This is a genomic window from Pseudomonas grimontii, assembly GCF_007858185.1.
GTDB classification, from domain to species: domain Bacteria; phylum Pseudomonadota; class Gammaproteobacteria; order Pseudomonadales; family Pseudomonadaceae; genus Aquipseudomonas; species Aquipseudomonas grimontii.
Window position 1 is genome coordinate 197,302 of record NZ_VFES01000007.1, and the last position, 24,892, is coordinate 222,193.

Here is a 24,892-nt window from a genome sequence, read left to right on the forward strand (position 1 = left end):
GAGCAAGCCCCCTCTCACAGTTGATCTCCATAGCTTTCAAAATCTTCATTCGCGTCATCGTCCCCGAGCTTCTACCCTTGAGTGCATAGCCCTCAGGACTACAAGCCCTCATGTACAAAGACCTGAAGTTCCCCGTTCTTATCGTGCACCGCGACATCAAGGCCGACACCGTTGCCGGTGACCGGGTTAGAGGCATCGCCCGAGAGTTGGAACAAGAGGGCTTCAGTATCTTTTCTGCCGTGGACTACGCCGAAGGCCGGTTGGTGGCGTCTACCCATCACGGCCTGGCGTGCATGCTGATCGCCGCCGAAGGCGCCGGTGAGAATACCCACCTGCTGCAAAACATGGTCGAGCTGATCCGCCTGGCACGCCTGCGGGCGCCGAGCCTGCCGATCTTTGCCCTGGGCGAGCAGGTCACCCTGGAAAACGCCCCGGCCGATGCCATGAGCGAACTCAACCAACTGCGCGGCATTCTCTACCTGTTCGAGGACACCGTGCCGTTTCTCGCCCGCCAGGTGGCCCGTGCTGCCCGTACTTACCTCGATGGGCTGTTGCCGCCTTTTTTCAAAGCGCTGGTGCAACACACCGCCGACTCCAATTATTCCTGGCACACCCCTGGTCATGGCGGTGGCGTGGCCTATCGCAAAAGCCCGGTGGGGCAGGCGTTTCACCAGTTCTTCGGGGAAAACACCCTGCGCTCGGATTTGTCGGTGTCGGTGCCCGAGTTGGGCTCGCTGCTGGACCACACCGGGCCCCTGGCCGAAGCCGAGGCCCGTGCCGCGCGCAACTTCGGCGCTGACCATACCTTCTTCGTGATCAACGGCACGTCCACCGCCAACAAGATCGTCTGGCATTCCATGGTGGGCCGCGATGACCTGGTGCTGGTGGACCGCAACTGCCACAAGTCGGTGTTGCATTCGATCATCATGACCGGCGCCATCCCGCTGTACCTGTGCCCGGAACGCAATGAGCTGGGTATCATCGGTCCGATTCCCCTGAGTGAGTTCAGCCCCGCGTCGATCCGCGCCAAGATCGACGCCAGTCCCTTGACCCGTGGCCGGCAACCCAAGGTGAAACTGGCCGTGGTCACCAACTCCACCTATGACGGCCTGTGCTACAACGCCGAGCTGATCAAGCAACAATTGGGCAACAGTGTCGAGGTGCTGCACTTCGACGAGGCCTGGTATGCCTACGCGGCGTTCCACGAGTTCTTTGCCGGGCGCTACGGCATGGGCACCTCGCGTACCCCGGACAGCCCGCTGGTGTTCACCACCCACTCCACCCACAAGCTGCTGGCGGCGTTCAGCCAGGCCTCGATGATCCACGTGCAGGACGGCGGCGCGCGCCAACTGGATCGCGACCGTTTCAATGAAGCCTTCATGATGCATATCTCCACCTCGCCGCAGTACAGCATCATCGCTTCGCTGGACGTAGCCTCGGCGATGATGGAAGGCCCGGCCGGGCGCTCGCTGCTGCAGGAAATGTTCGACGAGGCGCTGAGTTTTCGCCGCGCCCTGGCCAACCTGCGTCAGCATATTGCCGCCGAAGACTGGTGGTTCTCTATCTGGCAGCCGCCATCGGTAGCGGGCATCGACCGCGTCGCCACCGCGGATTGGCTGTTGCAGCCGCAGGATGACTGGCACGGCTTTGGTGACGTGGCCGAAGACTACGTGCTACTGGACCCGATCAAAGTGACCCTGGTAATGCCGGGCCTCACTGCCGGCGGCGCCTTGAGCGATTGTGGGATTCCCGCCGCCGTGGTCAGCAAATTCCTCTGGGAACGTGGGCTGGTGGTGGAAAAGACCGGGTTGTATTCGTTCCTCGTGTTGTTTTCCATGGGCATCACCAAAGGCAAATGGAGTACCTTGCTCACCGAGTTGCTGGAGTTCAAGCGCAGTTACGACGCGAATGTCAGCCTCGCCAGTTGTTTGCCATCGGTGTTTGCCCAGGGCCCGGCGCGTTATCAGGGCCTGGGTTTGCGCGACCTGTGCGATCAATTGCACAGCTGTTACCGCAGCAACGCCACCGCCAAGCACCTCAAGCGCATGTACACGGTGTTGCCGGAAATCGCGATGAAACCGGCCGACGCCTATGACCAATTGGTAAGGGGAGAAGTGGAGGCTGTGTCCATAGACGTCTTGCCAGGACGCATTGCAGCCGTGATGCTGGTGCCTTATCCGCCGGGCATTCCGTTGATCATGCCGGGCGAGCGCTTTACCGAGTCGACGCGGTCGATCATCGACTACCTGGCGTTTGCCCGGACGTTCGATAGCAGTTTCCCCGGTTTTGTTGCCGATGTTCACGGGTTACAACACGAAGATGACGGCAGTGGTCGTTGTTACACCGTCGATTGCATCAAGGGTTAAGGATGTTTATGCAAGCTGTAATGAACCCGAAGTATCCAGGGCTCAGTGTGCGGGTCGCCGACGAGGGCTTCGACGCCTACGTATGGGGTAATGATTTCAGCTTTGAGGTCAACGCCTATGGCGTGCCGGAGATGGGCAAGCGAGTCGATCAATGGCCCGTGGAGCGCATCGTGCCTTACCGCAAGTGTTATGGCATCGACCCGGAAGAGTTCGCCAGTTTCCGCGATGCACCGGACAGTGCGATCTTCATGGCCTACCTGGACGACCGTGCCGTCGGGCATATCGTGGTCAGTACTAATTGGAATGGCTTTGCCCACGTTGACGAACTGGCGGTGGCCTTGCCCGCCCGCCGGCATGGGGTGGCCAAGTCGCTGTTGGATGTGGCGCAGTTCTGGAGCCGCAAGAAAAACCTGCCGGGCATGATGCTCGAAACCCAGAACAACAACCTCGGCGCCTGCCGCTTGTATGAGCGTTGCGGCTATGTGATGGGCGGGATCGACCACCTGCGTTATCGCGGCATCGACCCGCAGACCCGTGAAGTGGCGATTTTCTGGTATCGGTTGTTCAAGACCGAAGCCGAGCGGTTTTAACTCGCCAGCAGGCCTTGGGCCTTTTGCGTGACGATCTCCAGCAGTGCATTCAGCGCAGGGGCAGTCACGCTATCCTTGAGGGTCAGCGCGTACAGGCTGACCATGATCGGCGGCGACACCGGGCATGCATCCAAACCTGCCTCGCGCGCACCAAACGCAGTGAACGGGTCGACAATCGCCAGGCCTTCGCCGGCTTCCACCATGCTGCGCATCATCTGGTAGGTTTGCACTCGCGTCTGCACCACTGGCAGCGGGCGCAGGGCTTGCAGCTTGGCGTCCAGCAGGCGGCTGAGCGGGTCTTGCCCTTCAAGCCCGATCATCGCCTGCCCGGCCAGGTCTTGCAGCGCAATGTACTTCTGCTTGGGCTTGAGCCAGCCATGGGGCGCGAGCAATTGCAATTTGCCTTGGGCCAGCACCGTGCTGTGGATTTGCGGGTGTTCCGGGTCATGCAGGCTCAGGCCCACGTCGGCCTCGTGCAGCAGCAGGCTGCGGACGATTTCCCGGGTCGGCTGGCTCGACAGGTTGCACGGCGTGTCCTGGAACCGTCGACGCAGCAGCGCAATGCTCTGTGGCAGCAGTTGGTTGGCCAGTGGCGGCGTGCACAGGGCGCGCAACGCGGGAGCGTGATGGTGTTTCAAGCGGCTGGCCAGGCGTTGCACCGGTTCCAGGGCTTCGTACACATGAGCGATTTCGGCCTGCAACTCCAGGGTCTCGCGCGTCGCTTGCAAGCGCCCGCGCACACTGGCAAACAGCATGAAGCCCAATTGCTGCTCGGCATCCTTGAGTGCCGCGTCTACCTCGCCCACGGGGAGTTGCAACCATTCGGCGGCGGTGCCGAGGTGTCCGGTCTGCAGGATGGCTTGAATCACTTCGATATGACGTAAACGCATGGCCGGAGTCTATGTGCAGCGCGGTGGGGATTCAATGGTGCGCGCCGTCGTGCGCAAAAAAGACTATGTGGGTCGCCTATGTCGCTGGCGTTCAGCCAGGACCTCACTAGAATGGCTCGTCTGATCATCAACGACCAATGCCGGGTACTCGGCACTTACAACAAAAACAGGTCTGGTCTCGAATGCCTATTCCCTCGATATTCTTCGGGATAACGGCCAAGCAACTCGCGATCCTCGTGATCGTTGGCGGCGCGGCGGCTTATCTCTTCAGCAATCACGACGACAACACGCCGGAAAACCTCGAACTCGAAGCGTTTATTCTTTCCCAGGAACAGGTAGTCGAGCATGTCGGCACGGTGCTGGGTATGACGCTGGTCAAGCAGATGGTGGCGTACCCTGGCTACAATGCGCCGGGTTATAAACGCTTGATGTACGAGGTGGAAGGCGAGCGGGGCAGGTTGATGGTGACGCTCAAGCAGGTGGACGGCGGGCAGGGACTGGAAGTGACGGAGATTCGCAACCCGTGACCGCCCAGCTCAGTCAATGCCGTCAATGGCCAGGACTGAGCAGGTGCGCCCGGGCGATCAAGCTTATGAGGCGAGGGTGGTCTGCGATTCGCGGACGATAATGGTCCCCGACTGGATCAGCTTGAACTCATCGCCTTCCAGTTTTTCTACACGGTCGCCAATGGCCAGCTTGTAGGTGGTGGTGGTTGCCGAGCCAGCCAGGTCGCCTTGCGCCGGGTTGGATTCCTGGAACTCATGCACCGAATACACGCGTCCTTCTGCGTCTCTGGCATGAAACTGTCCGACTAGTACTGCTGCCATCTGTTTAGAACCTCTGGAGATAAACACTCGATATGCGGTGCTATAGACCGTCATAAAGAGGCGGAGTTTACCTATTGAAAAAAAATACTATTCGCTGACATTTTCAGACGGTTCCTACGCATCAAATCGCGGGCCAAACGTCTGGAGGATTATCAAAACCTTCTGGTGAACGCGCTGCGAAGCCTTTATAACTACAAGCTTCCTTAGTCAGACGTCGAGAAACCCAATGAGCAAGGTCTACACGATTGCCGTTCTGGTTGGCAGCTTGAGAAAAGACTCGATCAACCGCAAGGTCGCCCTGGCATTGGCCGAGCTGGCCCCTGCCAACCTGAAGTTGAACATTGTGGAAATTGGCGATTTGCCGCTCTACAACGAGGACATCGACGGGGCATCACCGCCCGCAGCCTACAGTACTTTCCGTCAGCAAGTACGTTCATCCGACGCGGTGTTGTTTGTGACACCGGAGTACAACCGCTCCGTACCCGCACCGTTGAAGAATGCGATTGACGTAGGCTCCCGTCCCTATGGCCAAAGCGCCTGGAGCGGCAAGCCGGGGGCGATCATCAGTGTATCGCCGGGCGCTGTTGGCGGTTTTGGTGCCAACCACCATTTACGCCAGTCCCTGGTGTTCCTCGATGTGCCGTGCATGCAGCAGCCGGAAGCGTACGTGGGCGGTGCGGGCAGCCTGTTCGACGACGCCGGCAAGGTGTCGGAAAAGACCCGGCCATTCCTGCGGGCATTCATTGATGCCTACGGTAAATGGGTAGAAAAACAGAGCGCTTGAATCGGCACTCATTGTCCATTGTGGGAGGGCGCAAGCCCCTCCCACAGTATTGGATCAGCGCAGCCAGTTAGTCCGCGCCAACTCGATCACTTCATCACCACGCCCACTCATCACCGCCTTGAGCATGTACAGGCTGAAGCCCTTGGCTTGTTCCAGCTTGATGCTCGGCGGCATCACCAGCTCCTGGGTGGCCGTCACCACATCCACCAGCACCGGGCCATCATGGGCCAGGGCGCGGCGCAGGGCCGGTTCCAGGTCTTCGGATTGCTCCACGCGAATGCCGAGGATGCCCATGGCGTTGGACATGGCGGCGAAGTCCGGGTTTTTCAGCTCGGTGCCGGCATCCAGATAGCCCGCAGCCTTCATTTCCATGGCGACAAAGCCCAGGGACGAGTTATCGAACACGATCACCTTTACCGGCAATTTCAACTGCGCCAGTGAAATGAAATCCCCCATCAGCATGGCAAACCCGCCGTCGCCGGACATCGAGATCACCTGGCGCCCAGGAAACGCCGCCTGCGCGCCAATCGCCTGGGGCATGGCGTTGGCCATGGAGCCGTGGTTGAACGAGCCAATCAGGCGGCGCTTGCCATTCATTTTCAGGTAGCGCGCGGCCCACACGGTCGGCGAGCCAACGTCGGCGGTAAAGATCGCATCCTCGTTCGCCAGTTCGCTGAGCAAACGTGCCACGTATTGCGGGTGGATCGGCCGGTTGGCCTTCGACGGTTGCGCCAGGTCGTCCAGGCCTTGGCGGGCTTTTTCGTAGTGCTTCAGCGAGGTGTCGAGGAAGCTGCGGTCGGTCTTGCGGGTCAGGCGCGGCAGCAGTGCGTCGATGGTCTCGCCCACATCCGCAGCGATGCCCAGGTCCAGCGTGGCGCGACGGCCCAGGGCCTGTGGGTTGCGGTCGACCTGAATGATCTTGGCGTCTGTCGGGTAGAACTGGCGGTACGGAAAGTCAGTGCCGAGCATGATCAGCGTGTCGCAGTCGAGCATGGCGTGGTAACCGGAGCTGAAGCCGATCAGGCCGGTCATGCCGACATCGAACGGGTTATCCCACTCCACATGCTCCTTGCCGCGCAGGGCATGCACCACCGGCGCCCCCAGCGTGTCGGCCAGGGCCACCACTTGATCGTGGGCACCGGCGCAACCGCTGCCGCAGAGCAGGGTGACCTTCTTGCTACTTTCGAGCATTTGGCTGAGGCGCTGCAGGTCCTGTTCCGCCGGCAAGGTGCGCGGTGCGTGGAGGGCAGGCCAGGGCTTGAGCTTGTCCTCGACTTCCAGCAACGACACGTCCCCCGGAATCACCACCACCGCCACGCCGCGGTTGAGGATCGCCGAACGCATGGCGCGGTGCAGCACGTGGGGCATTTGCTCGGGGTTGGTGACCAGCTCGATAAAGTGGCTGCATTCTTTGAACAGTTCCTGGGGATGGGTCTCCTGGAAGTAGTTCAGGCCGATCTCGGAGGAGGGGATTTGCGCCGCAATCGCCAGCACCGGCACATGGTTGCGATGGCAGTCGAACAGGCCGTTGATCAAGTGCAGGTTGCCCGGCCCGCAACTGCCGGCGCATACGGTCAGTTCGCCAGTGGCTGCAGCTTCGGCCCCGGCAGCGAACGCGGCGACTTCTTCGTGGCGCACGTGCATCCACTCGATGCTGTCCATGGTGCGCAGGGCGTCGGTGAGGCCGTTGAGGCTGTCGCCGGTCAGGCCCCAGATACGCTTGATGCCCGCCTGTTCAAGGGTGGTCGCCAATTGCTGGGCCAGGTTGATTTTCGCCATGAAGAACTCCAATCGTCAGTGAGGTTAAAAACTGCTGATCAATAGGGGACAGTTCGATCACGGCGAATGCTCCGCCTTTAATGTGAAGATTGCGTCATGGACGCGCGGTATTGCCGGGTGCGCCGGGCGATAAACCACTGGTCGCGCACCAGCGCCAGCCACGGTGCTACCTTGGCATCGTGCAAGCGGCCGCGGCTCAGGCGGCGCATCTGGTCACGCACCACGGCCAGGGTGGCGAGAGCGGCCAAGGGTTTGCGCTGCCAATTGATCGGTTTGAGTTGCGGGTTGAGGTCGCGGCCCTCGTGCCAGTGTTTGATCAGTTGCGGTTCCAGGGTGAGGGCGGTGGCAATGCCGGCCATGGCGATGCCGCTGTCCAGTACCTGTTGCACGACCGGCAGGCGGCGAATGCCGCCGGTGACCATCAGCGGCATCTGGGCGATGGTCGCCAGCTCCCTGGCAAACTCCAGGAAGTACGCCTCACGGGCCAGGGTGCGACCATCCCGCGCATCACCTTGCATGGCCGGTGATTCATAGCTGCCTCCGGACAATTCCAGCAGGTCGATGGGCAATGGGTTGAGCAGCTTCACCACCGCACACGCATCGGCCTCTGCAAATCCACCGCGCTGGAAGTCGGCCGAGTTGAGCTTTACCGCGACGCAAAAGGACGGGCTGACGCTGGCGCGAACCGCATGGATCACCTCCAGCAGCAGCCGCGCCCGGTTCTCCAGCGAGCCACCCCAGCGGTCAGTGCGGTGGTTGCTCAACGGCGAGAGAAACTGGCTGAGCAGATAGCCGTGCGCGCCGTGGATCTGCACCCCGGTGAACCCGGCTTTCTCGGCCAGGCGCGCGCTGGTGGCGAAGCGTTTGATCACGTCTTGAATGTCGTCCTCGGTCATCGCCCTGGGCTTGGCGAACATCTTCGAAAAGCTGCCCAGGTCCAGCGCAATCGCGGAGGGCGCCAGGGCCTGCTGGCCGAGGTTGGCCATGGTTTGGCGCCCCGGATGACTGAGCTGTACCCAGAAGTGGACGCCCTTGTCGCGGGCCACGTTGGCCCATTCGCGAAAGCTGTCCAGATGCTGTTCGTCTTCGAGGGCAACGCCGCCGGGACCGGTCATGGCGCGGCGGTCGACCATCACGTTGCCGGTCAGCAGCAGGCCGGGCGCGCCGTCTGCCCAGGCGGTGTACAGCTGCTTCAGTTCACGGGAAGGCGCTTGATCGGCGTCCGCCATATTCTCTTCCATAGCCGCCTTGGCGATGCGGTTCGCGAGGACCTGGCCATTGGGCAGTTGCAAGGGTTCAAAGGGTGACATGAGTTGACTCCGGAACGGGGGAGGCCTCAGGCTAAGCTTAAAGTTAACTTTAATGTCAAGCAGGTGGTTTGATGAATATTGGTGAGCTGGCAAAGCAGAGTGGGTTGGCGGCGTCGCGTATCCGCTTCTATGAATCCGAGGGGCTGATCAGCCAGGTAGGGCGCCAGGCCAATGGGTATCGGCGCTATGCACCCGATGCCCTGCAAACGCTGCAACTGATTCAGAGCGCACAGCAGGCCGGGTTTACCTTGCAGGAACTCAAGGCGTTAATGCCCGCGCCGGGGGAGCACAAGCGCGAGGAGTTGATCGAGGCCCTGGAGCGCAAGGTGACGCAGATCGAGGCGATGCAGGCGCAGTTGGCTCATAGCAAGGCGCAGTTGCTGGGCGTGATCGAGGCGGTCCGGGCGCAGCCGGAAGGCGTGCCGTGCTCCATGGGGCAGAAGCAAGTGCTGGCGTCGATTAAGGCCGGTGCCTGAAAAAGCGCCGAGTTGCAGAGCAAGCAGATCCAAAGGTATCTACGCAACTGTGTAGCCGCTAAAGCTAACCACGATGCGAAGCGAGCCGCCCTTGATCTTGCTTTAGATCTTGATCTCAGGCGCCCCGTTAAACCACGCTGGCCGGAATTCGATAGTGATTTGGGGGGTAAACCGGCAGGGATGCCGGTTTAGCCGCCCCGCGCCATGGATGGCGCGTGGCGGCGGCCCCCCAAATCACTGTCGGATTACGGGCACACCGAGCCTGGGCGAGGTGCCGAGTGGTGGGGCGAAGCGTTTTTGGTTACTTTTGGCGCTCTTCCAAAAGTGACCCGCTGTAAGAGCGGAACCCTAAGTAGCCGTTACCGCAGCAACGGATATGTACTCATTCCAACCCAAGCACATGGTCGGCCCAGAGGCCGCCATCGGGGGCAAGTCGAATCGTCGCACCGCCCCTCCCACATTTAGCGCGGGGCATCAGTTAGAGAGTCGTCAGCTCCCGAGCCGTCACGGGAGCAAACCCCCACCCCGCATGTGATACTCAGCGACGACGGAACAGCGGCAACGGCTCATCCGTAGCTGCCTGGTACGTCACCGAGAAGTCCTTGAGGCTTTCCAGCGCTTCGTACGGGTCCTTGTCAGCGCGCAAGGCGAAGGCATCGAACCCACAACGGCGCAGGTAGAACAACTGGTCGCGCAACACGTCGCCAATCGCCCGCAGCTCGCCTTTGTAACCGTAGCGGTCACGCAGCAAACGTGCGTTGGAGTAGTTGCGACCGTCGGTGAAGGCCGGGAAGTTCAGGGCGATGACCTGGAAGTGTTCCACGTCCGCACCGATCTCCTCGGCTTCTTCATCGGCGTCCAGCCACACACCCAGGCCGCCGTCACGGGCCTTGAGCGCGTGGCCATGTTCGCGCCACAGGGCCAGCGGCACGATCAGGTCGTCACAGTTGGAAATGCCGTCGAAGCTCGCGTCCTTGGGCAGCAGGTGCCAGGTTTCGTCGAGGACTTCGTTGTTCTTAATGATTCGCTGCATAGACGCGCTCCTTGAACAGGTCAATGCCGATGCGCTGGTAGGTGTCGATGAAACGCTCATCTTCGGTGCGCTGTTCGATGTACACGTCGATCAGCTTGCCGATCACCTCAGGCATGGCTTCCTGGGCGAAGGATGGGCCAAGGATCTTGCCCAGGCTCGCATCGCGGCTGGCGCTGCCACCCAGGGACACTTGGTAGAATTCTTCGCCTTTCTTGTCCACGCCCAGGATGCCGATGTGGCCGACGTGGTGGTGACCACAGGCGTTCATGCAACCGGAAATGTTCAGGTCCAGCTCGCCGATGTCGAACAGGTAGTCCAGGTCGTCGAAACGGCGCTGGATCGATTCGGCAATCGGGATCGACTTGGCGTTGGCCAGGGAGCAGAAGTCGCCGCCCGGGCAGCAGATGATGTCGGTCAACAGGCCGATGTTCGGCGTGGCGAAACCGCCTTCGCGCAGCTCGCCCCACAGGGTGAACAGTTGGCTCTGCTCAACATCCGCAAGGATGATGTTCTGCTCGTGGGAGGTACGCAGCTGGCCGAAGCTGTAGCGCTCGGCCAGGTCGGCGACGGCGTCCAGCTGCTTGTCGGTGATGTCGCCCGGTGCAACACCGGTCGGTTTCAGCGACAGGGTCACCGCCACATAGCCCGGCTTTTTGTGCGCCAGGGTGTTGCGGGTGCGCCAGCGGGCGAAGCCTGGGTGCTGCTGGTCGAGCGCTGCCAACTCGGCGTCCTGATTGTTCAGGGCCTTGTACTCAGGATCGACGAAGTGCTTGGCCACACGGTGCACTTCGGCTTCAGTCAGGGTGGTCTGGCCGCCGCGCAGGTGTTCCATCTCGGCGTCGACTTTCTGGGCGAACACCTCAGGGGTCAGCGCCTTGACCAGGATTTTGATCCGGGCCTTGTATTTGTTGTCACGACGGCCGTAGCGGTTATAGACCCGCAGGATCGCGTCGAGGTAACTCAACAGGTCCTGCCACGGCAGGAACTCGTTGATGAATGCACCCACCACCGGGGTACGGCCGAGGCCGCCACCCACCAGTACACGGAAACCCAGCTCGCCGGCCGCGTTGTACACCGGCTCCAGGCCGATGTCGTGCACTTCGATGGCGGCACGGTCCGAGGTCGAGCCATTGATGGCGATCTTGAACTTGCGCGGCAGGTAGGCGAATTCCGGGTGGAAGGTGGTCCACTGACGGACGATTTCACACCACGGGCGTGGGTCGATCAGCTCGTCGGCGGCAACCCCGGCGAATTGGTCGGTGGTCACGTTGCGCAGGCAGTTACCGCTGGTCTGAATGGCGTGCATCTGCACGGTGGCCAGTTCAGCCAGGATGTCCGGCACATCTTCCAGCGCCGGCCAGTTGAACTGTACGTTCTGGCGGGTGCTGATGTGGGCATAGCCTTTGTCGAAGTCGCGGGCAATCTTGGCCATCATGCGGGTCTGGCGCGAAGTCAGTTGGCCATAAGGCACGGCCACCCGCAGCATCGGCGCAAAGCGCTGAACATAAAGGCCATTTTGCAGGCGCAGAGGGCGGAACTCTTCTTCGCTCAGTTCACCTGCTAGGTAGCGTCGGGTCTGATCACGGAACTGCTTGACGCGGTCCTCGATGATGCGCTGATCGTATTCGTCGTATACGTACATATAGGTCCTGTTCTCGGCAAATCTGCGCGCACGGCCGCGCACTCCCAACGGAGCCGGCGCACGATACCAGTTTGCGTTTATGCGCAAAAGTGATGTTTGAGTATATGCACATAACCAAAATGACTAATGAGAAAGGTTATCGTGATACCCACATTTGTCATGCGGGCAATCGTGAACTTTACTGTGAGCGTGTTTGAGTGCAATCACCTATAAAACCGACAAGAGGCGATGCAATGAGCAATCCGACCAAAGCTCGTAAACCTGACAGTACCGTGGATGCCTGGGCCATTCTGTTCTTGATTATTCTGGTGGTGGGAACCGCCGTATTCTGGGTCAGCCATCAATAAAGGACGTTGATTGAGCCTCGATTGGTTTGGGCATTGCCACTATCATGGCGGCCTATTTTCGAGGCTCAAGCATCCATGTTGAAGGTGTTGATTACGTGTGTCTGGTTGCTGGGATCGACGTATGGGGTGATGGCCCATGCCACCTCGGTGGTGTTTCTCAATCCTGGCATGTCGACGGAAACTTTCTGGGTCAGCTACACGCAATTCATGCAGGCCGCCGCCAAGGACCTCGGCCTGGAATTGCGTGTGCGTTATGGCGAGCGCGATGCCGACAACACACTGCTCCAGGCGCGTGAGGTGCTGCAAGGCAGTCAGCGGCCTGATTACCTGGTACTGGCGAATGAGCAGTACGTTGCGCCGCAGATCCTGCGCATGGCCGAGGGCAGTGGCGTCAAGCTACTGGTGGTGAACAGCGCGCTGACCCCGGATCAGATGCAATTGCTGGGAACCCGCAGTGGCATCCGTTTGATCGGCAGCCTGGTCGCTGACGATGAAGAGGCTGGCTACCTGATGCTCCGCGACTTGCTGCGCCAGCACGGCCCGGTTGCGCCGGGTCAATCCCTCGACCTGTTGGCCTTTTCCGGCGTCAAGACCACGCCGGTTGCGCAATTGCGTGAGCGGGGCATGCGTCGGGCGCTGGCCGAGCATCCCGAGGTGCGCCTGCGTCAGTTGGTCTACGGTGAGTGGAGCCGCGAGCGCGCCTTCGAGCAAGCGACGCAACTGTTCAAGCGCTACCCGCAGACGGCGCTGGTGTGGTCGGCCAGTGATCAGATGGCGTTGGGCGCCATGCAGGCGTTGCAGGACAGTGGACGGTTACCGGGTAAGGACGTGCTGTTCAGCGCGGTCAACAGTTCGCCGGAAATTCTGCAGGCGCGCCTGGAGGGGCGTTTATCGAGCCTGGTCGCCGGGCATTTCACCGTCGGCGGCTGGGCCATGGTGTTGGTCCATGATGATGCCAAAGGCCTGGACATTGGCGCCTATGGTGGGCGCGACCGTCAGTTGGCGTTGTTCCAGTTGATCGATGCCAGCCAGGCGCGGCGCTTGTTGGGGCCGACACCCGCGGTGAATTTTCGCGCACTGTCCGCCCAGGGCAAACCCGTGTCCTATCGCTACCCGTTCAGCCTGCGGCTGTTGCTCCGCTAGACGCCGGCCAGGTGCAGCACCAGCTTGACGATGCCAAACAAGGTCAACGCAAACACGGCAGTGAACAGGATGCCCAGCACCACGAAATGACTGGGCTTGCCATGGGTAAAGTCGCGGGCGCGATTCTTGCCGCTCTGCACGCCAAATGCAGCGGCCACCACGCTGTGGAGCATCTGCCAGAAGGTAGGGGGCTTGTTGTTGGCTGGATCGTCCATACGTCCCTCGACACAAGGTGTGTGAGGGACAGCATAGACAATCCAGGCCGGCTTAGTTGTCGTAACCCAGGTTCGGCGCCAGCCAGCGCTCGGTCACGGCCAGGTCCTGGCCTTTACGCGCGGTGTAGCTGGCCACCTGGTCCTTGTCGACCTTGCCCACGGCAAAGTACTGCGCCTGCGGATGGGCAAAGTACCAGCCACTGACCGCCGCCGCCGGGAACATTGCGTAGTGTTCGGTGAGGAACACACCGCTGCGGCCGGCGTGCATTTCGCGGGCCTCGGGGTCGAGCAGTTGGAACAACTGGGCTTTCTCGGTGTGATCCGGGCACGCCGGGTAACCTGGGGCAGGGCGGATGCCGCTGTATTGCTCCTTGATCAGCGCCTCGTTGTCCAGTTGCTCGTCCTTGGCGTAACCCCAGTGTTCTTTACGCACCTGCTGGTGCAGCCACTCGGCACAGGCCTCGGCCAGGCGGTCGGCCAGGGCCTTGACCATGATCGAGTTGTAGTCGTCACCTGCGTCCTGGTAGGCCTTGGCCACTTCTTCGGCGCCGATGCCGGCGGTGGTGATGAAGCCACCGATGTAGTCGGTCACGCCGCTGTCCTTGGGCGCGACGAAGTCGGCCAGGGAGAAGTTCGGCTTGCCGTCGGTCTTGATGATCTGCTGGCGCAGGTGGTGCAGTTTGGCAATCGGCTGGCCGTCTTCGCCGTAGACTTCCAGGTCATCGTCCTGCACCTGGTTGGTCGGCCAGAAACCGAACACCGCGCGGGCACTGATGAGTTTTTCGTCGATCAGCTTCTTGAGCATTTCCCGGGCGTCGGCGTACAGCGCGGTGGCGGCTTCACCCACCACTTCATCGGTAAGGATGCGCGGGAACTTGCCGGCCAGGTCCCAGGAGATAAAGAACGGGGTCCAGTCGATGTACTCGGCCAAAACGTTGAGGTCGATATTGTCCAGCACTTTGGAACCGGTGAAGGTTGGCTTGACCGGCGTGTAGGTGCTCCAGTCGAACTGCGGCTTCTTGGCGATGGCCGCCGGATAGCTCAGGCGTTCGGTGCGCGCACTGCGGTTGGAGGTGCGCTCACGGACATCGATGTATTCCAGGCGGGTCTTCTCGACGAAGCCGGCCTTCAATTCCTTGGACAGCAGCTGCGTGGCCACGCCCACCGCGCGGGAGGCGTCGGTGACGTAGATCACCGCGTCGTTGCTGTACTTGGGCTCGATCTTCACCGCCGTGTGTGCCTTGGAGGTGGTCGCGCCACCGATCATCAGCGGCAGGTGGAAGTCCTGGCGCTGCATCTCGCGGGCCACATGCACCATCTCGTCCAGGGACGGTGTGATCAGGCCGGACAGCCCGATAATGTCGCACTTCTGCTCCTTGGCCACCTGCAGGATCTTCTCGGCCGGCACCATCACGCCGAGGTCGACAATGTCATAGCCGTTGCAACCGAGCACCACGCCAACGATGTTCTTGCCGATGTCATGCACGTCGCCCTTCACCGTGGCCATCAGGATCTTGCCCTTGGCTTCCGGCTTGTCGCCTTTTTCCAGTTCGATGAACGGGATCAAGTGGGCCACGGCCTGCTTCATTACGCGGGCGGATTTCACCACCTGGGGCAGGAACATCTTGCCGGCGCCGAACAGGTCGCCAACGATGTTCATACCGGACATCAACGGGCCTTCGATCACTTCGATCGGGCGCGCGAACGACTGCCGCGATTCTTCAGTGTCTTCGACGATATGGGTGGTGATGCCCTTGACCAGCGCGTGCTCGAGGCGCTTGTTGACCGGCCAGCCGCGCCATTCCTCGGTCTCGGCTTCTTTTACGCTGCCATCGCCCTTGTACTTGTCGGCGATGGCGAGGAGGGCGTCGGTGCCTTCCGGGGTGCGGTTGAGGACTACATCTTCAACGGCATCGCGCAGCTCGGCCGGGATCTGGTCGTAGATCTCCAACTGGCCGGCGTTGACGATACCCATGGTCAGGCCGTTGCGGATCGCATACAGCAGGAACACCGAGTGGATCGCCTCGCGCACCGGGTTGTTGCCGCGGAACGAGAACGACACGTTGGACACGCCACCGGAGGTCAGCGCATACGGCAGCTCGTCGCGGATGTAGGCGCAGGCGTTGATGAAATCGACGGCGTAGTTGTTGTGTTCTTCAATACCGGTGGCGACCGCGAAGATGTTCGGGTCGAAGATGATGTCTTCCGGCGGAAAGCCGACTTCATTGACCAGGATGTCGTAGGAACGCTTGCAGATTTCCTTCTTGCGCGCTTCGGTGTCGGCCTGGCCGGCTTCGTCGAAGGCCATCACGACCACGGCGGCGCCGTAGCGCTTGCACAGCTTGGCGTGGTGAATGAACTGCTCGACGCCTTCCTTCATGCTGATGGAGTTGACGATGCCCTTGCCCTGGATGCACTTGAGGCCGGCTTCGATCACTTCCCACTTGGAGGAATCGATCATGATCGGTACGCGGGAGATGTCCGGCTCGCCGGCAATCAGATTGAGGAAGGTCACCATGGCCTTCTTCGAATCGAGCATGCCCTCGTCCATGTTGATGTCGATCACCTGGGCGCCGGCTTCCACCTGTTGCAGGGCCACTTCCAGGGCTTCGGTGTAGTTGTCTTCACGGATCAGGCGGGCGAAACGCGCAGAACCGGTGATGTTGGTGCGCTCGCCGACGTTGACGAACAACGAGCTGCGATCAATCGTGAACGGCTCCAGGCCCGACAGGCGGCAGGCCTTGGGGATGTCCGGGATCGGGCGCGGCGCATAACCGGCCACGGCCTTGGCGATGGCTTCGATATGGCCCGGTGTGGTGCCGCAGCAACCGCCGACGATGTTCAGAAAGCCGCTCTGGGCGAATTCTTCGATGACCTTGGCGGTTTCCGATGGCAGCTCGTCGTATTCGCCGAATTCGTTGGGCAGGCCGGCATTGGGGTGCGCGGACACGTGGGTGTTGGCCTTGTTGGACAACTCTTCCAGGTACGGGCGCAGCTCGCTGGCGCCGAGGGCGCAGTTCAGGCCCACGGAAATCGGCTTGGCGTGGGCGACCGAGTTCCAGAAGGCTTCAGTGGTCTGGCCCGAGAGGGTACGGCCGGAGGCGTCGGTGATGGTGCCGGAGATCATGATCGGCAATTCGATGCCAAGCGCTTCGAACACCCCCTGCACGGCGAAGATCGCGGCCTTGGCGTTGAGGGTGTCGAAGATGGTCTCGATCAGGATCAGGTCGGCGCCGCCCTCGATCAGGCCCTTGGTGGCCTCGGTGTAGTTCTCCACCAGTTCATCGAAGGTGACGTTGCGGTAGCCGGGGTTGTTTACATCGGGCGACAGCGAGCAGGTGCGGCTGGTCGGGCCGAGGACGCCAGCAACGAAGCGCGGCTTGGCCGGGTTCTCGGCGGTCTTGGCATCGGCGATCTTGCGCGCCAGGCGGGCGCCTTCGACATTCAGTTCATAGGCCAGCTCTTCCATGCCATAGTCGGCCATGGAGATGCGGGTCGCGTTGAAGGTGTTGGTTTCGAGGATGTCGGCACCGGCATCCAGGTACGCCTTCTCGATCCCGCCAATCACGTCCGGGCGGGTGAGCACCAGCAGGTCGTTGTTGCCCTTGACGTCGCTCGGCCAGTCGGCGAAACGTTTGCCGCGGTAGTCGTGTTCTTCCAGTTTATAGCTCTGGATCATCGTGCCCATGCCGCCGTCGAGGATCAGGATGCGTTCCTTGAGAGCGTGGTGAAGGGCTTGCAGACGAGCGCTACGATCGGACATGGGACTACTCTGGTCAGGCATTACGGAGGGCGTGGATCATAACAAACCTGTGCGGATTTGCGGCATGTCCGGGTTTTGCATGAATATCGCTCATGTTGATGAGGGGTGTGGCCCGGTAGAATCGCCGCCACTTCCATATCGCCTGCATTCAATCGGGACCGGATACATGTCACTTCGTCTTATTGTCAGCGCCGTCCTGGCCTTGATAGCCAGCACTGCCCAGGCAGAAGGTCCCGCCTCGGCGATCTCTTATACCCGCGATATTCAACCGATCTTCACCGAAAAGTGTGTGGCTTGCCATGCGTGCTACGACTCGGCCTGCCAACTGAACCTGGGCAGTGCCGAGGGCGCGGCGCGCGGGGCGAGCAAAGTGCCGGTGTACGACGGGGAGCGCAGCCAGGCGACCAAGCCGACCCGCCTGTTCTATGACGCGTTCGGCAAAGCTGCCTGGCAGCGCGAAGGCTTCAGCTCAGTACTCGACGCCCAAGGCAGCCAGGCTGCGCTGATGGCGCGCATGCTCGAACTCGGTCATCGCCGCGCGCCGTTGCAACCCAACGCCAAGTTGCCAGCTGATATTGTGCTGGGTCTTAACCGCGAGAATATGTGCCCGTTGCCGGGAGAGTTCGACGCTTACGCCGGTGCGCACCCCAATGAGGGCATGCCTCTGGCTGTAACTGGCTTGAGCGACCAGCAATACCAGACGCTGCAACGCTGGCTGGCCTCCGGTGCACCGATTGACGAGCAAGGTGTGGCCCCCAGTGCCCAGGAAGCCGCGCAAGTGCTGCAATGGGAAAACCTGTTCAACGCCCCCGGCGCCCGGGAAAGCCTGGTAGCCCGTTGGCTGTTCGAGCATTTGTTTATTGCGCATCTGTATTTCGAAGGCGGTGAACCGGGGCATTTCTTCCAGTGGGTGCGCTCGCGTACCCCCAGCGGCCAGCCGATTGACCTGATCAACACCCGTCGTCCCAATGACGATCCCGGCACCCGCGTGTACTACCGCCTGTGGCCCGTACAAGGGGTGATCGTCCACAAGACTCACATCACATACCCCCTCAGCGCAGAGAAAATGGCGCGGGTCAAAGCCTTGTTCTACAGCGGTGACTGGCAGGTCAGTGCCTTGCCGGGCTACGGCCCCGGCCGCCGCGCCAACCCTTTCGAGACATTCGAGGCGATTCCCGCCCAGGCGCGCTACCAGTTCATGCTGGATAACGCCGAGTACTTTGTGCGTACCTTTATTCGCGGGCCGGTGTGCCGCGGGCAAATTGCCACGGATGTGATCCGCGACAATTTCTGGGCGTTGTTCCAGGCGCCCGAGCACGACCTGTACATCACCGATGCTCGCTATCGCGGCCAGACCACGCCGTTGCTGGCGATGCCAGGGCAGAATGACGACGTGGGCAGTGTGCTCAGCCTGTGGCTCAAGTACCGCGATAAGCGCAACCAGTACGAAGCGCTGCGGCGAGACAGCTATGCCGAGCTGCCAGCGCCCAGTTGGTCGACGCTATGGGCCGGCAACGACAACGCGCTGTTAAGTATTTTTCGCCACTTTGACAGCGCCTCGGTCAATAAAGGCCTGATCGGTGAAGTCCCGCAGACGATGTGGTTGTTCGACTTTCCGTTGCTCGAACGCACGTATTACCAGTTGGTGGTCAACTTCGATGTGTTTGGCAACGTGTCGCACCAGGCCCAGACCCGGCTGTACTTCGACCTGATCCGCAACGGCGCCGAGCAGAACTTCCTGCGCCTGATGCCGGCCGATAGCCGCGACGCCTTTTTGGACGATTGGTACCAGAACAGCGGCAAGATCAAGCTGTGGCTGGACTACGAGGCTATTGATAACGACAAGCCCACCGGCCTGCATCTGGATGAAAAAGACCCGAAGCGGGACTTTGCCAACCAGTTGCTCACCCGCTACGGCGACCTGAATGCCAGCCCGGACCCGATCAACCGTTGCACCGGGGCGTATTGCTCGCGTGATGGCATCGAGCCCGCGTTGCAGGATGCGGAGCAGGCGCTCAGCCGCCTGACCTCACGCCCGGCGGCGGGGCTCAAGGTGATCGACCAGTTACCCGAAGCCACGGTGCTGCGCGTCGAAACCAGCAGTGGCAAACGTGAGGTCTACAGCCTGCTGCGCAACCGCGCTCACAGTAACGTTGCGTTTTTGCTGGGTGAGGCCTACCGCTATCAGCCGGGCCTGGACACGCTGACCATCTACCCTGGCGTGCTCAGCAGCTACCCGAACTTCATGTTCAATATTCCGGCGCGGGAAGTGCCGGCGTTCGTCGCGCAGATGGAGCAGGCCAAGGACGCCGCGCAGTTCGAGAAAATCGTCGATCACTGGGGTATACGCCGTAGCCATCCGTTGTTCTGGCAGTATTTCCACGATTTGTCCGAGTACATTCGCGAAACCACGCCAGTGGAAGAGGGGGTGCTGGATATGAACCGTTATGAAAACCTCTGACGGGAGCGAGAGTCTTTTCCGACAAAATTACTAGGACTTTGTACCTGCGTAATATTTTGGCGTAAACTGCCGGCAAGCCTGTGAGGAGTTTCCATGACTGCCATAACCATTACCGACGCCGCCCACGATTACCTGGCTGACCTGCTGTCCAAGCAGAACACCCCGGGTATCGGCATCCGCGTCTTTATCACCCAGCCTGGCACCCAGTACGCCGAGACGTGCATTGCCTACTGCAAGCCCGGTGAAGAGAAACCTGAAGACACCGCCCTGGGGCTGAAAAGCTTCACTGCGTATATCGACAACTTCAGCGAAGCCTTCCTGGACGATGCCGTGGTCGACTACGCCACCGACCGTATGGGCGGCCAGTTGACCATCAAGGCGCCCAACGCCAAGGTGCCGAACGTCAACGCCGACAGCCCGGTCAACGAGCGCATCAACTACTACCTGCAAACCGAGATCAACCCGGGGCTCGCCAGCCACGGCGGTCAGGTCAGCTTGATCGACGTCGTCGATGACGGCATTGCCGTGTTGAAGTTCGGCGGCGGCTGCCAGGGCTGTGGCCAGGCGGACGTGACCCTGCGTGAAGGCATCGAGCGGACCCTGCTGGAGCGTATTCCGGAGCTCAAGGGCGTCCGTGACGTGACAGACCACACGCAGAAAGAAAACGCCTACTACTGAGTAAGGTGTTCACTGCGAACAGAAAAAACGGCGCCCGTGAGCGCCGTTTTTTTATTCTTAAATTCAAGTAGTTACACTGTCTATCTAACAAAGAAGATCAAGTTTTGGAGGGGGCTTGCTCCCGATAGCGGTGCCTCAGTCGCCTCATGAGCAGGCTGACACGTCGCCATCGGGGGCAAGCCCCCTCCCACATTTTGATTTTTATTTATTCAGTTAAATCAGTGGGTTGTTGATGAATTGTGAATTAAAAAATCAAATTCGAATGCTGACGCTATCTCCCTGGCAAGGAAGGTCAAATGTGGGAGGGGGCTTGCCCCCGATAGCCATAAGTATCTACACAACTTCAGTAGGATAACGCGCAGCTGTCGAGCCTTGGCGAGGCTGCGTTTGCGGCGCGTCTGACACAACACCAACGCAGCCTCGCCAAGGCTCGACAGCTACGAAAGCCAATCCACATCAAGGCCTCCTCCCGTAGCAGCTGCCGAGCGCAAGCGAGGCTGCGTCAGACGCGCTGCCGATTCAAGCTCGAGTCGCGGCCGACGCAGCCTCGACGGGGCTCGACAGCTGCTACGGGGTTTTACGCGGTGCTGGATAAGACGGTATCTACGCAGGGGGCTCGGCTCAAGATGTGTAGATACCTATGCCCCGATAGCGGCATGTCAGTCGCCTCGTGAGTAGGCTGATGCACCGCCATGGGGGGGGCAATCCCGCCTTCAAGATATTTTATATTTCTTAATTTAAATCAGTGTATTGCTGTGACTTTTTGAAGTGAATAATCAAGATCGATAAAGGTGCGCATGCCCCGCCCGATACAACGAAGACTCACTGAAACTATCACTCGCCAGCACCCGGCCCACCACAATCAGCGCCGTACGCCGGAAGCCCTTGGCGGCGACTTTGTCGGCAATATCGCTGAGGGTGCCGACGGCCCAATCCTGATCCGGCCATGTCGCCCGGTGCACCACCGCAATCGGGCAGTCCGCGCCATAGTGCGGCAGCAGCTCGGCGACAATCTTCTCCAGATGATTGACCCCCAGGTGAATCGCCATGGTCGTGCCATGCCGGGCCAGGCTGTCGAAGTCTTCGCCGGCCGGCATGCTGGTCTTATCGGCGTAGCGGGTCAGGATCACGCTTTGGGCGATGTCCGGCAGGGTCAGTTCGGCCTCCAGCAAGGCTGCACAGGCGGCCACCGCCGTAACGCCGGGAATGATCTGGAAGGGGATGCCCAACTCACGCAAGTAACGGATCTGCTCGCCAATCGCGCCATACAGGCTCGGGTCGCCGGAGTGCACGCGGGCCACATCCTGGCCGTTGGCGTGGGCGCTCTTGATCAGTTCGATGATCTGTTCCAGGTGCAGTTCGGCGCTGTTGACCACCTGTTGCGCCTGATGACCTTCCAGCACCGCCGCCGGCACCAGCGAGCCGGCATAGATGATCACCGGGCAACTGCGGATCAGGCGTTGGCCTTTGACGGTGATCAATTCCGGATCGCCGGGGCCGGCGCCGATGAAGTAGACGGTCATGGAGAATTCCTGTCAAAAAACGGGCGAGCATGAAGATTGCTCATGATCGGGAAGGGCGATTATCGGGATTTTAGCCGGCGCAGGCCAATGCAAAGGTGGCCTGGGCGGTTTTCCGGCGGGTGATCAGCAAGCGGGCAGGACCGCCGCAGAGCTGTTCGGCCAGGGCCAGGGCGGCACTTTCGGCGACGCCGTAACAGCCGGTATGGGCAAACGCGACCGTGGATTTGTGGCTCAGCCGGTCTTCATACGCCGCCAGTTGTGCGGCGCTGAAGCACTGCAATGGCAGATTGAGCAAGCGGGCCAGGGCGAGCACCCCAGGCTCGTCCCGTTTACGGTCAATGCTGGCCAGCGCCGTGACACGCTGGCGCTCGATCCCGCCCTCGGCGAGGGCGGTGTCAAACAGGCCCAGTAGGGTGTCTACATCACAACCCCGCTGGCAGCCCAGGCCGACTACCAGGGTCATGCCGAGTATTGGTCGTCGTGGTTGCGGCGGAACAGCCAGGCACTGATCAGGCCGAGGGCCAGCCAGAACGCCACGTTGGTCAACTGCGAAGCGATCTTGAACTGCGTTTCGAGGGCTTGCGGGGCCAGCATCGAATGGGTTTCCGGCTGCGGCGCGCCGATCACATGCGGCACCACCAGGATCGCCGCGCCCAACACTTTCAGCAGCCAGTTGCGACCAAACACGATCAAGGCAATTCCGGCAGCCGTCGAGGCGGCGGTGCCGATCCACCAGATTTGCCGTTGCGCCAGGTCGGCGGCGGCAGTGCCCGGTAGCTCCGGCGGCAGGCCCAAGGTGGGCGCCAGCACAAAGGTCGCGTAACCGGCCAGGCCCCACAGCAAACCCTGGGCCGTGCGGGTCGGGGCGCGCAGGGTATAGAGGCCGGCGAGCATCAGGGCGAAACCGACGGCGACTACCAGGTTGCCGCCGGTGGTCGACAGCACGCGCTGCCAACCGTCTTCCGGCTCCCAGGCTTCGGCATCGTGGGTGTGCGCGGCGGCGCCAGCGGCGTGCTCGTGCACGACTTCGGTCGCGGCCGGGGCTTTTTCAAAGGTTTCCGCCTGCAGAATCAGCGGGGCGACCCAGAAGCTTTGCAGCAGGGTCAGCAACAGGGCGGCCAGCAAGCCGGTGAATCCTGCGGTTTGCGCAATACGCTTGATCATGTCGGCAGGCCTCAGTGGCACGGGAACGCGGCGCTGTGGCGCGTGTCGTGGGCCGCATTGTGCACCGCCTCGATGTGCGAGAAGCCGGCGAAATACACCAGGCACGCGCCGAGGATCGACGCACCGATGGCGGCGGCCAGGCGTTGGCTGAGGGTGGCGGAGCTGCTGGCGGTGTGCGAGGTGCTGCTGATGATCGACATGGCGCGTCCCTTTCAGGTATCAGGGTGAAACGAGCGCATGCAAACCCCGCGAGCCAGGCACGCAGGGTTTTAACAGCGCCCGCCCACCGCGGGTTTGTTATTGGATGTTATTCGGGCCGGTCTCCGGGCTTGCGAGGGACACTGGGTCTATAAAGCGTCGCCTTCCCATGCCCTACAGGCACAGTGGATCTGACGCTTCACTCGCTTACCGTTGCGGGGGCAGCACCGGACTCGTCATCACGCGATGATTCACCGGTTTCCCGTTTCACCCTGTGAAGGGCACCCGAAACAAGATGTGTAGGAGAGCATGGGCCGGGGACGGTAGTCAAATGCGGCAAGCCCCTGTAGCCTTGCACCTTCGAGGTTCTTCGGCCCAGGCCGAAGCTAAGAAGGGAACGCGGTTCAAGCCGCGGCTGCCCCCGCAACTGTGAAGGGTTTATCTGACTGCCACGCCACTGCCACTGCGGCGGGAAGGCGCAGTCGGCGCCGGTCGCAAGACCCGCAAGCCCCAAGCCAGGAGACCTGCCTCGCTACCGATTTTCCAATTCAACCGGGCGGGGTGATCCGGTGACGAAATCTGCTGCTGCGCGCCGTCGCAGGGCCTATCGTCCCGTATGCCCGCCCCAAAGGGCATCCGATGAAAACACTGGCCAAACTTCCCGTCACCATCGTTACCGGCTTCCTCGGCTCGGGCAAAACCACCTTGCTGCGCCATATGCTCGACAACGCCCAGGGGCGTCGTATTGCGGTGATCGTCAACGAGTTCGGCGAGCTGGGCATCGACGGTGAGATCCTCAAGCAGTGCTCCATCGGTTGCACCGAAGAAGAGGCCAACGGCCGTGTTTACGAGCTGGCCAACGGCTGCCTGTGCTGCACCGTGCAGGAAGAATTCTTCCCGGTGATGCGCGAACTGGTCGCCCGTCGCGGCGACCTCGACCATATCCTCATCGAAACCTCGGGCCTGGCCCTGCCAAAACCCTTGGTACAGGCCTTCCAATGGCCGGAAATCCGCAGCGCCTGCACGGTTGATGCGGTCATCACCGTGGTCGACAGCCCGGCCGTGGCCGCCGGCACCTTCGCCGCGTTCCCGGATCAGGTCGATGCCCAGCGCAAACTCGACCCGAACCTCGACCACGAATCGCCGCTGCACGAGCTGTTTGCCGACCAACTGGCCAGCGCCGACCTGGTGATCCTCAATAAATCCGACCTGATCAGCGCCGAAGACCTGGCCCGTGTACGCCTGGAAGTTGCCGAGGAGCTGCCGCCGGCGGTGAAGGTCATCGAAGCCAGCAGCGGTCGCGTGCCCCTGCACGTGCTGATCGGCTTGGGTGCCGGCTCCGAGGAGCACATCGACGCTCGCCACAGCCATCACGATCATCACCATGAAGGTGAAGACGACCACGATCACGACGCGTTTGATTCGATCTCCATCGACCTGCCCCAAGCCGACGAGGCGCTGCTGCTCGATGCCCTGACTCAGTTGGTGGTTCAGCACGGCATCCTGCGCGTCAAGGGCTTCGCCGCCATCCCGAACAAGCCGATGCGCCTGCTGATCCAGGGCGTGGGCACGCGTTTCGACAAGCACTTCGACCGTGCCTGGGGCGCCGATGAAGCGCGCATCACGCGGCTGGTGCTGATCGGCCAGGAGCTGGACGCGGCGGGCCTCGAAGCGCAACTGCGCGCCGCCCTCAGCGTTTAACC

General features: G+C 61.3%; 21 protein-coding genes and 2 riboswitches. Of the genes, 9 read left to right on the top strand and 12 right to left on the bottom strand.

Going from position 1 to position 24,892, the window contains the following annotated elements; translation table 11 throughout:
• Nucleotides 1-110 precede the first annotated feature (110 nt).
• Together FIV39_RS13590 and FIV39_RS13595 are read left to right on the top strand one after the other, a co-directional pair.
• Complete coding sequence (locus FIV39_RS13590) at nucleotides 111-2,366, top strand: Orn/Lys/Arg family decarboxylase (protein WP_090405350.1); 2,256 nt, start codon at nucleotides 111-113, stop codon at nucleotides 2,364-2,366.
• Nucleotides 2,367-2,374: 8 nt separating this feature from the next.
• Nucleotides 2,375-2,956 (top strand): GNAT family N-acetyltransferase, encoded by a 582-nt coding sequence (locus FIV39_RS13595; RefSeq protein ID WP_090410031.1) that lies wholly within the window; start codon nucleotides 2,375-2,377, stop codon nucleotides 2,954-2,956.
• On the opposite strand, the gene FIV39_RS13600 is transcribed toward FIV39_RS13595, so the two are convergent.
• The gene (locus FIV39_RS13600) at nucleotides 2,953-3,846 is read right to left on the bottom strand and encodes a LysR substrate-binding domain-containing protein (protein ID WP_090405347.1); all 894 of its coding nucleotides are present in this window, start codon (nucleotides 3,844-3,846) and stop codon (nucleotides 2,953-2,955) included. The two genes, FIV39_RS13595 and FIV39_RS13600, sit on opposite strands and share 4 nt — an antisense overlap.
• Nucleotides 3,847-4,028: 182 nt before the next feature.
• On the opposite strand from FIV39_RS13600, the gene FIV39_RS13605 reads away from it, so the two are divergent.
• Nucleotides 4,029-4,373, top strand: a complete 345-nt coding sequence (locus FIV39_RS13605; RefSeq protein ID WP_090405344.1) for a hypothetical protein — start codon at nucleotides 4,029-4,031, stop codon at nucleotides 4,371-4,373.
• A 63-nt stretch (nucleotides 4,374-4,436) separates the two neighbouring features.
• Here the strand turns inward: FIV39_RS13605 and FIV39_RS13610 are convergent, their stop codons facing one another.
• Nucleotides 4,437-4,673, bottom strand: a complete 237-nt coding sequence (locus tag FIV39_RS13610; RefSeq protein WP_090405341.1) for a hypothetical protein — start codon at nucleotides 4,671-4,673, stop codon at nucleotides 4,437-4,439.
• Between the two features lie 226 nt (nucleotides 4,674-4,899).
• On the opposite strand from FIV39_RS13610, the gene FIV39_RS13615 reads away from it, so the two are divergent.
• A complete protein-coding gene (locus tag FIV39_RS13615; protein WP_090405338.1) occupies nucleotides 4,900-5,457 on the top strand; it encodes an NADPH-dependent FMN reductase in 558 nt (185 codons plus the stop codon).
• A gap of 54 nt (nucleotides 5,458-5,511) precedes the next feature.
• Here the strand turns inward: FIV39_RS13615 and poxB are convergent, their stop codons facing one another.
• Both poxB and FIV39_RS13625 read right to left on the bottom strand, forming a co-directional pair.
• The gene (gene poxB, locus FIV39_RS13620; RefSeq protein WP_090405336.1) at nucleotides 5,512-7,236 is read right to left on the bottom strand and encodes a ubiquinone-dependent pyruvate dehydrogenase; all 1,725 of its coding nucleotides are present in this window, start codon (nucleotides 7,234-7,236) and stop codon (nucleotides 5,512-5,514) included.
• Nucleotides 7,237-7,313: 77 nt separating this feature from the next.
• Nucleotides 7,314-8,546, bottom strand: a complete 1,233-nt coding sequence (locus FIV39_RS13625; RefSeq protein WP_090405333.1) for an NADH:flavin oxidoreductase/NADH oxidase family protein — start codon at nucleotides 8,544-8,546, stop codon at nucleotides 7,314-7,316.
• A gap of 71 nt (nucleotides 8,547-8,617) precedes the next feature.
• Between FIV39_RS13625 and FIV39_RS13630 the strand changes: the two genes are divergently transcribed.
• Nucleotides 8,618-9,022, top strand: coding sequence for a MerR family transcriptional regulator (locus tag FIV39_RS13630; protein ID WP_090405329.1), 405 nt, complete (start codon nucleotides 8,618-8,620; stop codon nucleotides 9,020-9,022).
• A 538-nt stretch (nucleotides 9,023-9,560) separates the two neighbouring features.
• Here FIV39_RS13630 and FIV39_RS13635 read toward each other — a convergent pair.
• Nucleotides 9,561-10,055, bottom strand: a complete 495-nt coding sequence (locus tag FIV39_RS13635) for a DUF934 domain-containing protein (protein ID WP_003235539.1) — start codon at nucleotides 10,053-10,055, stop codon at nucleotides 9,561-9,563.
• Nucleotides 10,039-11,697 carry a nitrite/sulfite reductase gene (locus FIV39_RS13640; RefSeq protein WP_090405327.1) on the bottom strand — a complete coding sequence of 553 codons (1,659 nt, stop codon included), beginning with the start codon at nucleotides 11,695-11,697 and terminating at the stop codon, nucleotides 10,039-10,041. The genes FIV39_RS13635 and FIV39_RS13640 overlap by 17 nt, the downstream gene beginning before the upstream one ends.
• 422 nt (nucleotides 11,698-12,119) lie before the next feature.
• Between FIV39_RS13640 and FIV39_RS13645 the strand changes: the two genes are divergently transcribed.
• Nucleotides 12,120-13,187, top strand: a complete 1,068-nt coding sequence (locus FIV39_RS13645) for an ABC transporter substrate-binding protein (RefSeq protein ID WP_090405324.1) — start codon at nucleotides 12,120-12,122, stop codon at nucleotides 13,185-13,187.
• Here FIV39_RS13645 and FIV39_RS13650 read toward each other — a convergent pair.
• Both FIV39_RS13650 and metH read right to left on the bottom strand, forming a co-directional pair.
• Entirely contained in the window at nucleotides 13,184-13,402 is a 219-nt protein-coding gene (locus tag FIV39_RS13650) for a DUF2970 domain-containing protein (protein WP_090405321.1), read from the bottom strand. The genes FIV39_RS13645 and FIV39_RS13650 overlap by 4 nt on opposite strands.
• Before the next feature lie 52 nt (nucleotides 13,403-13,454).
• Nucleotides 13,455-17,165 (bottom strand): methionine synthase, encoded by a 3,711-nt coding sequence (metH, locus tag FIV39_RS13655; protein WP_090405318.1) that lies wholly within the window; start codon nucleotides 17,163-17,165, stop codon nucleotides 13,455-13,457.
• A 166-nt stretch (nucleotides 17,166-17,331) separates the two neighbouring features.
• Here metH and FIV39_RS13660 point away from each other — a divergent pair, with 166 nt between their 5' ends.
• Both FIV39_RS13660 and nfuA read left to right on the top strand, forming a co-directional pair.
• Complete coding sequence (locus FIV39_RS13660; RefSeq protein WP_090405315.1) at nucleotides 17,332-19,626, top strand: fatty acid cis/trans isomerase; 2,295 nt, start codon at nucleotides 17,332-17,334, stop codon at nucleotides 19,624-19,626.
• A 93-nt stretch (nucleotides 19,627-19,719) separates the two neighbouring features.
• The gene (gene nfuA / locus FIV39_RS13665) at nucleotides 19,720-20,304 is read left to right on the top strand and encodes a Fe-S biogenesis protein NfuA (RefSeq protein ID WP_027606479.1); all 585 of its coding nucleotides are present in this window, start codon (nucleotides 19,720-19,722) and stop codon (nucleotides 20,302-20,304) included.
• 776 nt (nucleotides 20,305-21,080) lie between these two features.
• On the opposite strand, the gene cobM is transcribed toward nfuA, so the two are convergent.
• From cobM to FIV39_RS13685, 4 genes are all read right to left on the bottom strand, one after another.
• Complete coding sequence (cobM, locus tag FIV39_RS13670; RefSeq protein WP_090405312.1) at nucleotides 21,081-21,827, bottom strand: precorrin-4 C(11)-methyltransferase; 747 nt, start codon at nucleotides 21,825-21,827, stop codon at nucleotides 21,081-21,083.
• A gap of 70 nt (nucleotides 21,828-21,897) precedes the next feature.
• On the bottom strand, nucleotides 21,898-22,290 hold the full coding sequence (locus tag FIV39_RS13675; protein ID WP_090405308.1) for a cobalamin biosynthesis protein: 393 nt from the start codon (nucleotides 22,288-22,290) through the stop codon (nucleotides 21,898-21,900).
• Nucleotides 22,287-22,991, bottom strand: coding sequence for a CbtA family protein (locus FIV39_RS13680; protein WP_090405305.1), 705 nt, complete (start codon nucleotides 22,989-22,991; stop codon nucleotides 22,287-22,289). Before FIV39_RS13680 ends, FIV39_RS13675 begins: the two co-directional genes overlap by 4 nt.
• An 11-nt stretch (nucleotides 22,992-23,002) precedes the next feature.
• Entirely contained in the window at nucleotides 23,003-23,191 is a 189-nt protein-coding gene (locus tag FIV39_RS13685; RefSeq protein WP_090405301.1) for a CbtB domain-containing protein, read from the bottom strand.
• Nucleotides 23,192-23,288: 97 nt separating this feature from the next.
• Nucleotides 23,289-23,493: riboswitch (cobalamin riboswitch) on the bottom strand.
• Nucleotides 23,494-23,535: 42 nt separating this feature from the next.
• Nucleotides 23,536-23,735, top strand: a riboswitch (cobalamin riboswitch).
• A gap of 93 nt (nucleotides 23,736-23,828) precedes the next feature.
• Between FIV39_RS13685 and cobW the strand changes: the two genes are divergently transcribed.
• Nucleotides 23,829-24,890 (top strand): cobalamin biosynthesis protein CobW, encoded by a 1,062-nt coding sequence (gene cobW / locus FIV39_RS13690; RefSeq protein ID WP_090405297.1) that lies wholly within the window; start codon nucleotides 23,829-23,831, stop codon nucleotides 24,888-24,890.
• Nucleotides 24,891-24,892: the final 2 nt, after the last annotated feature.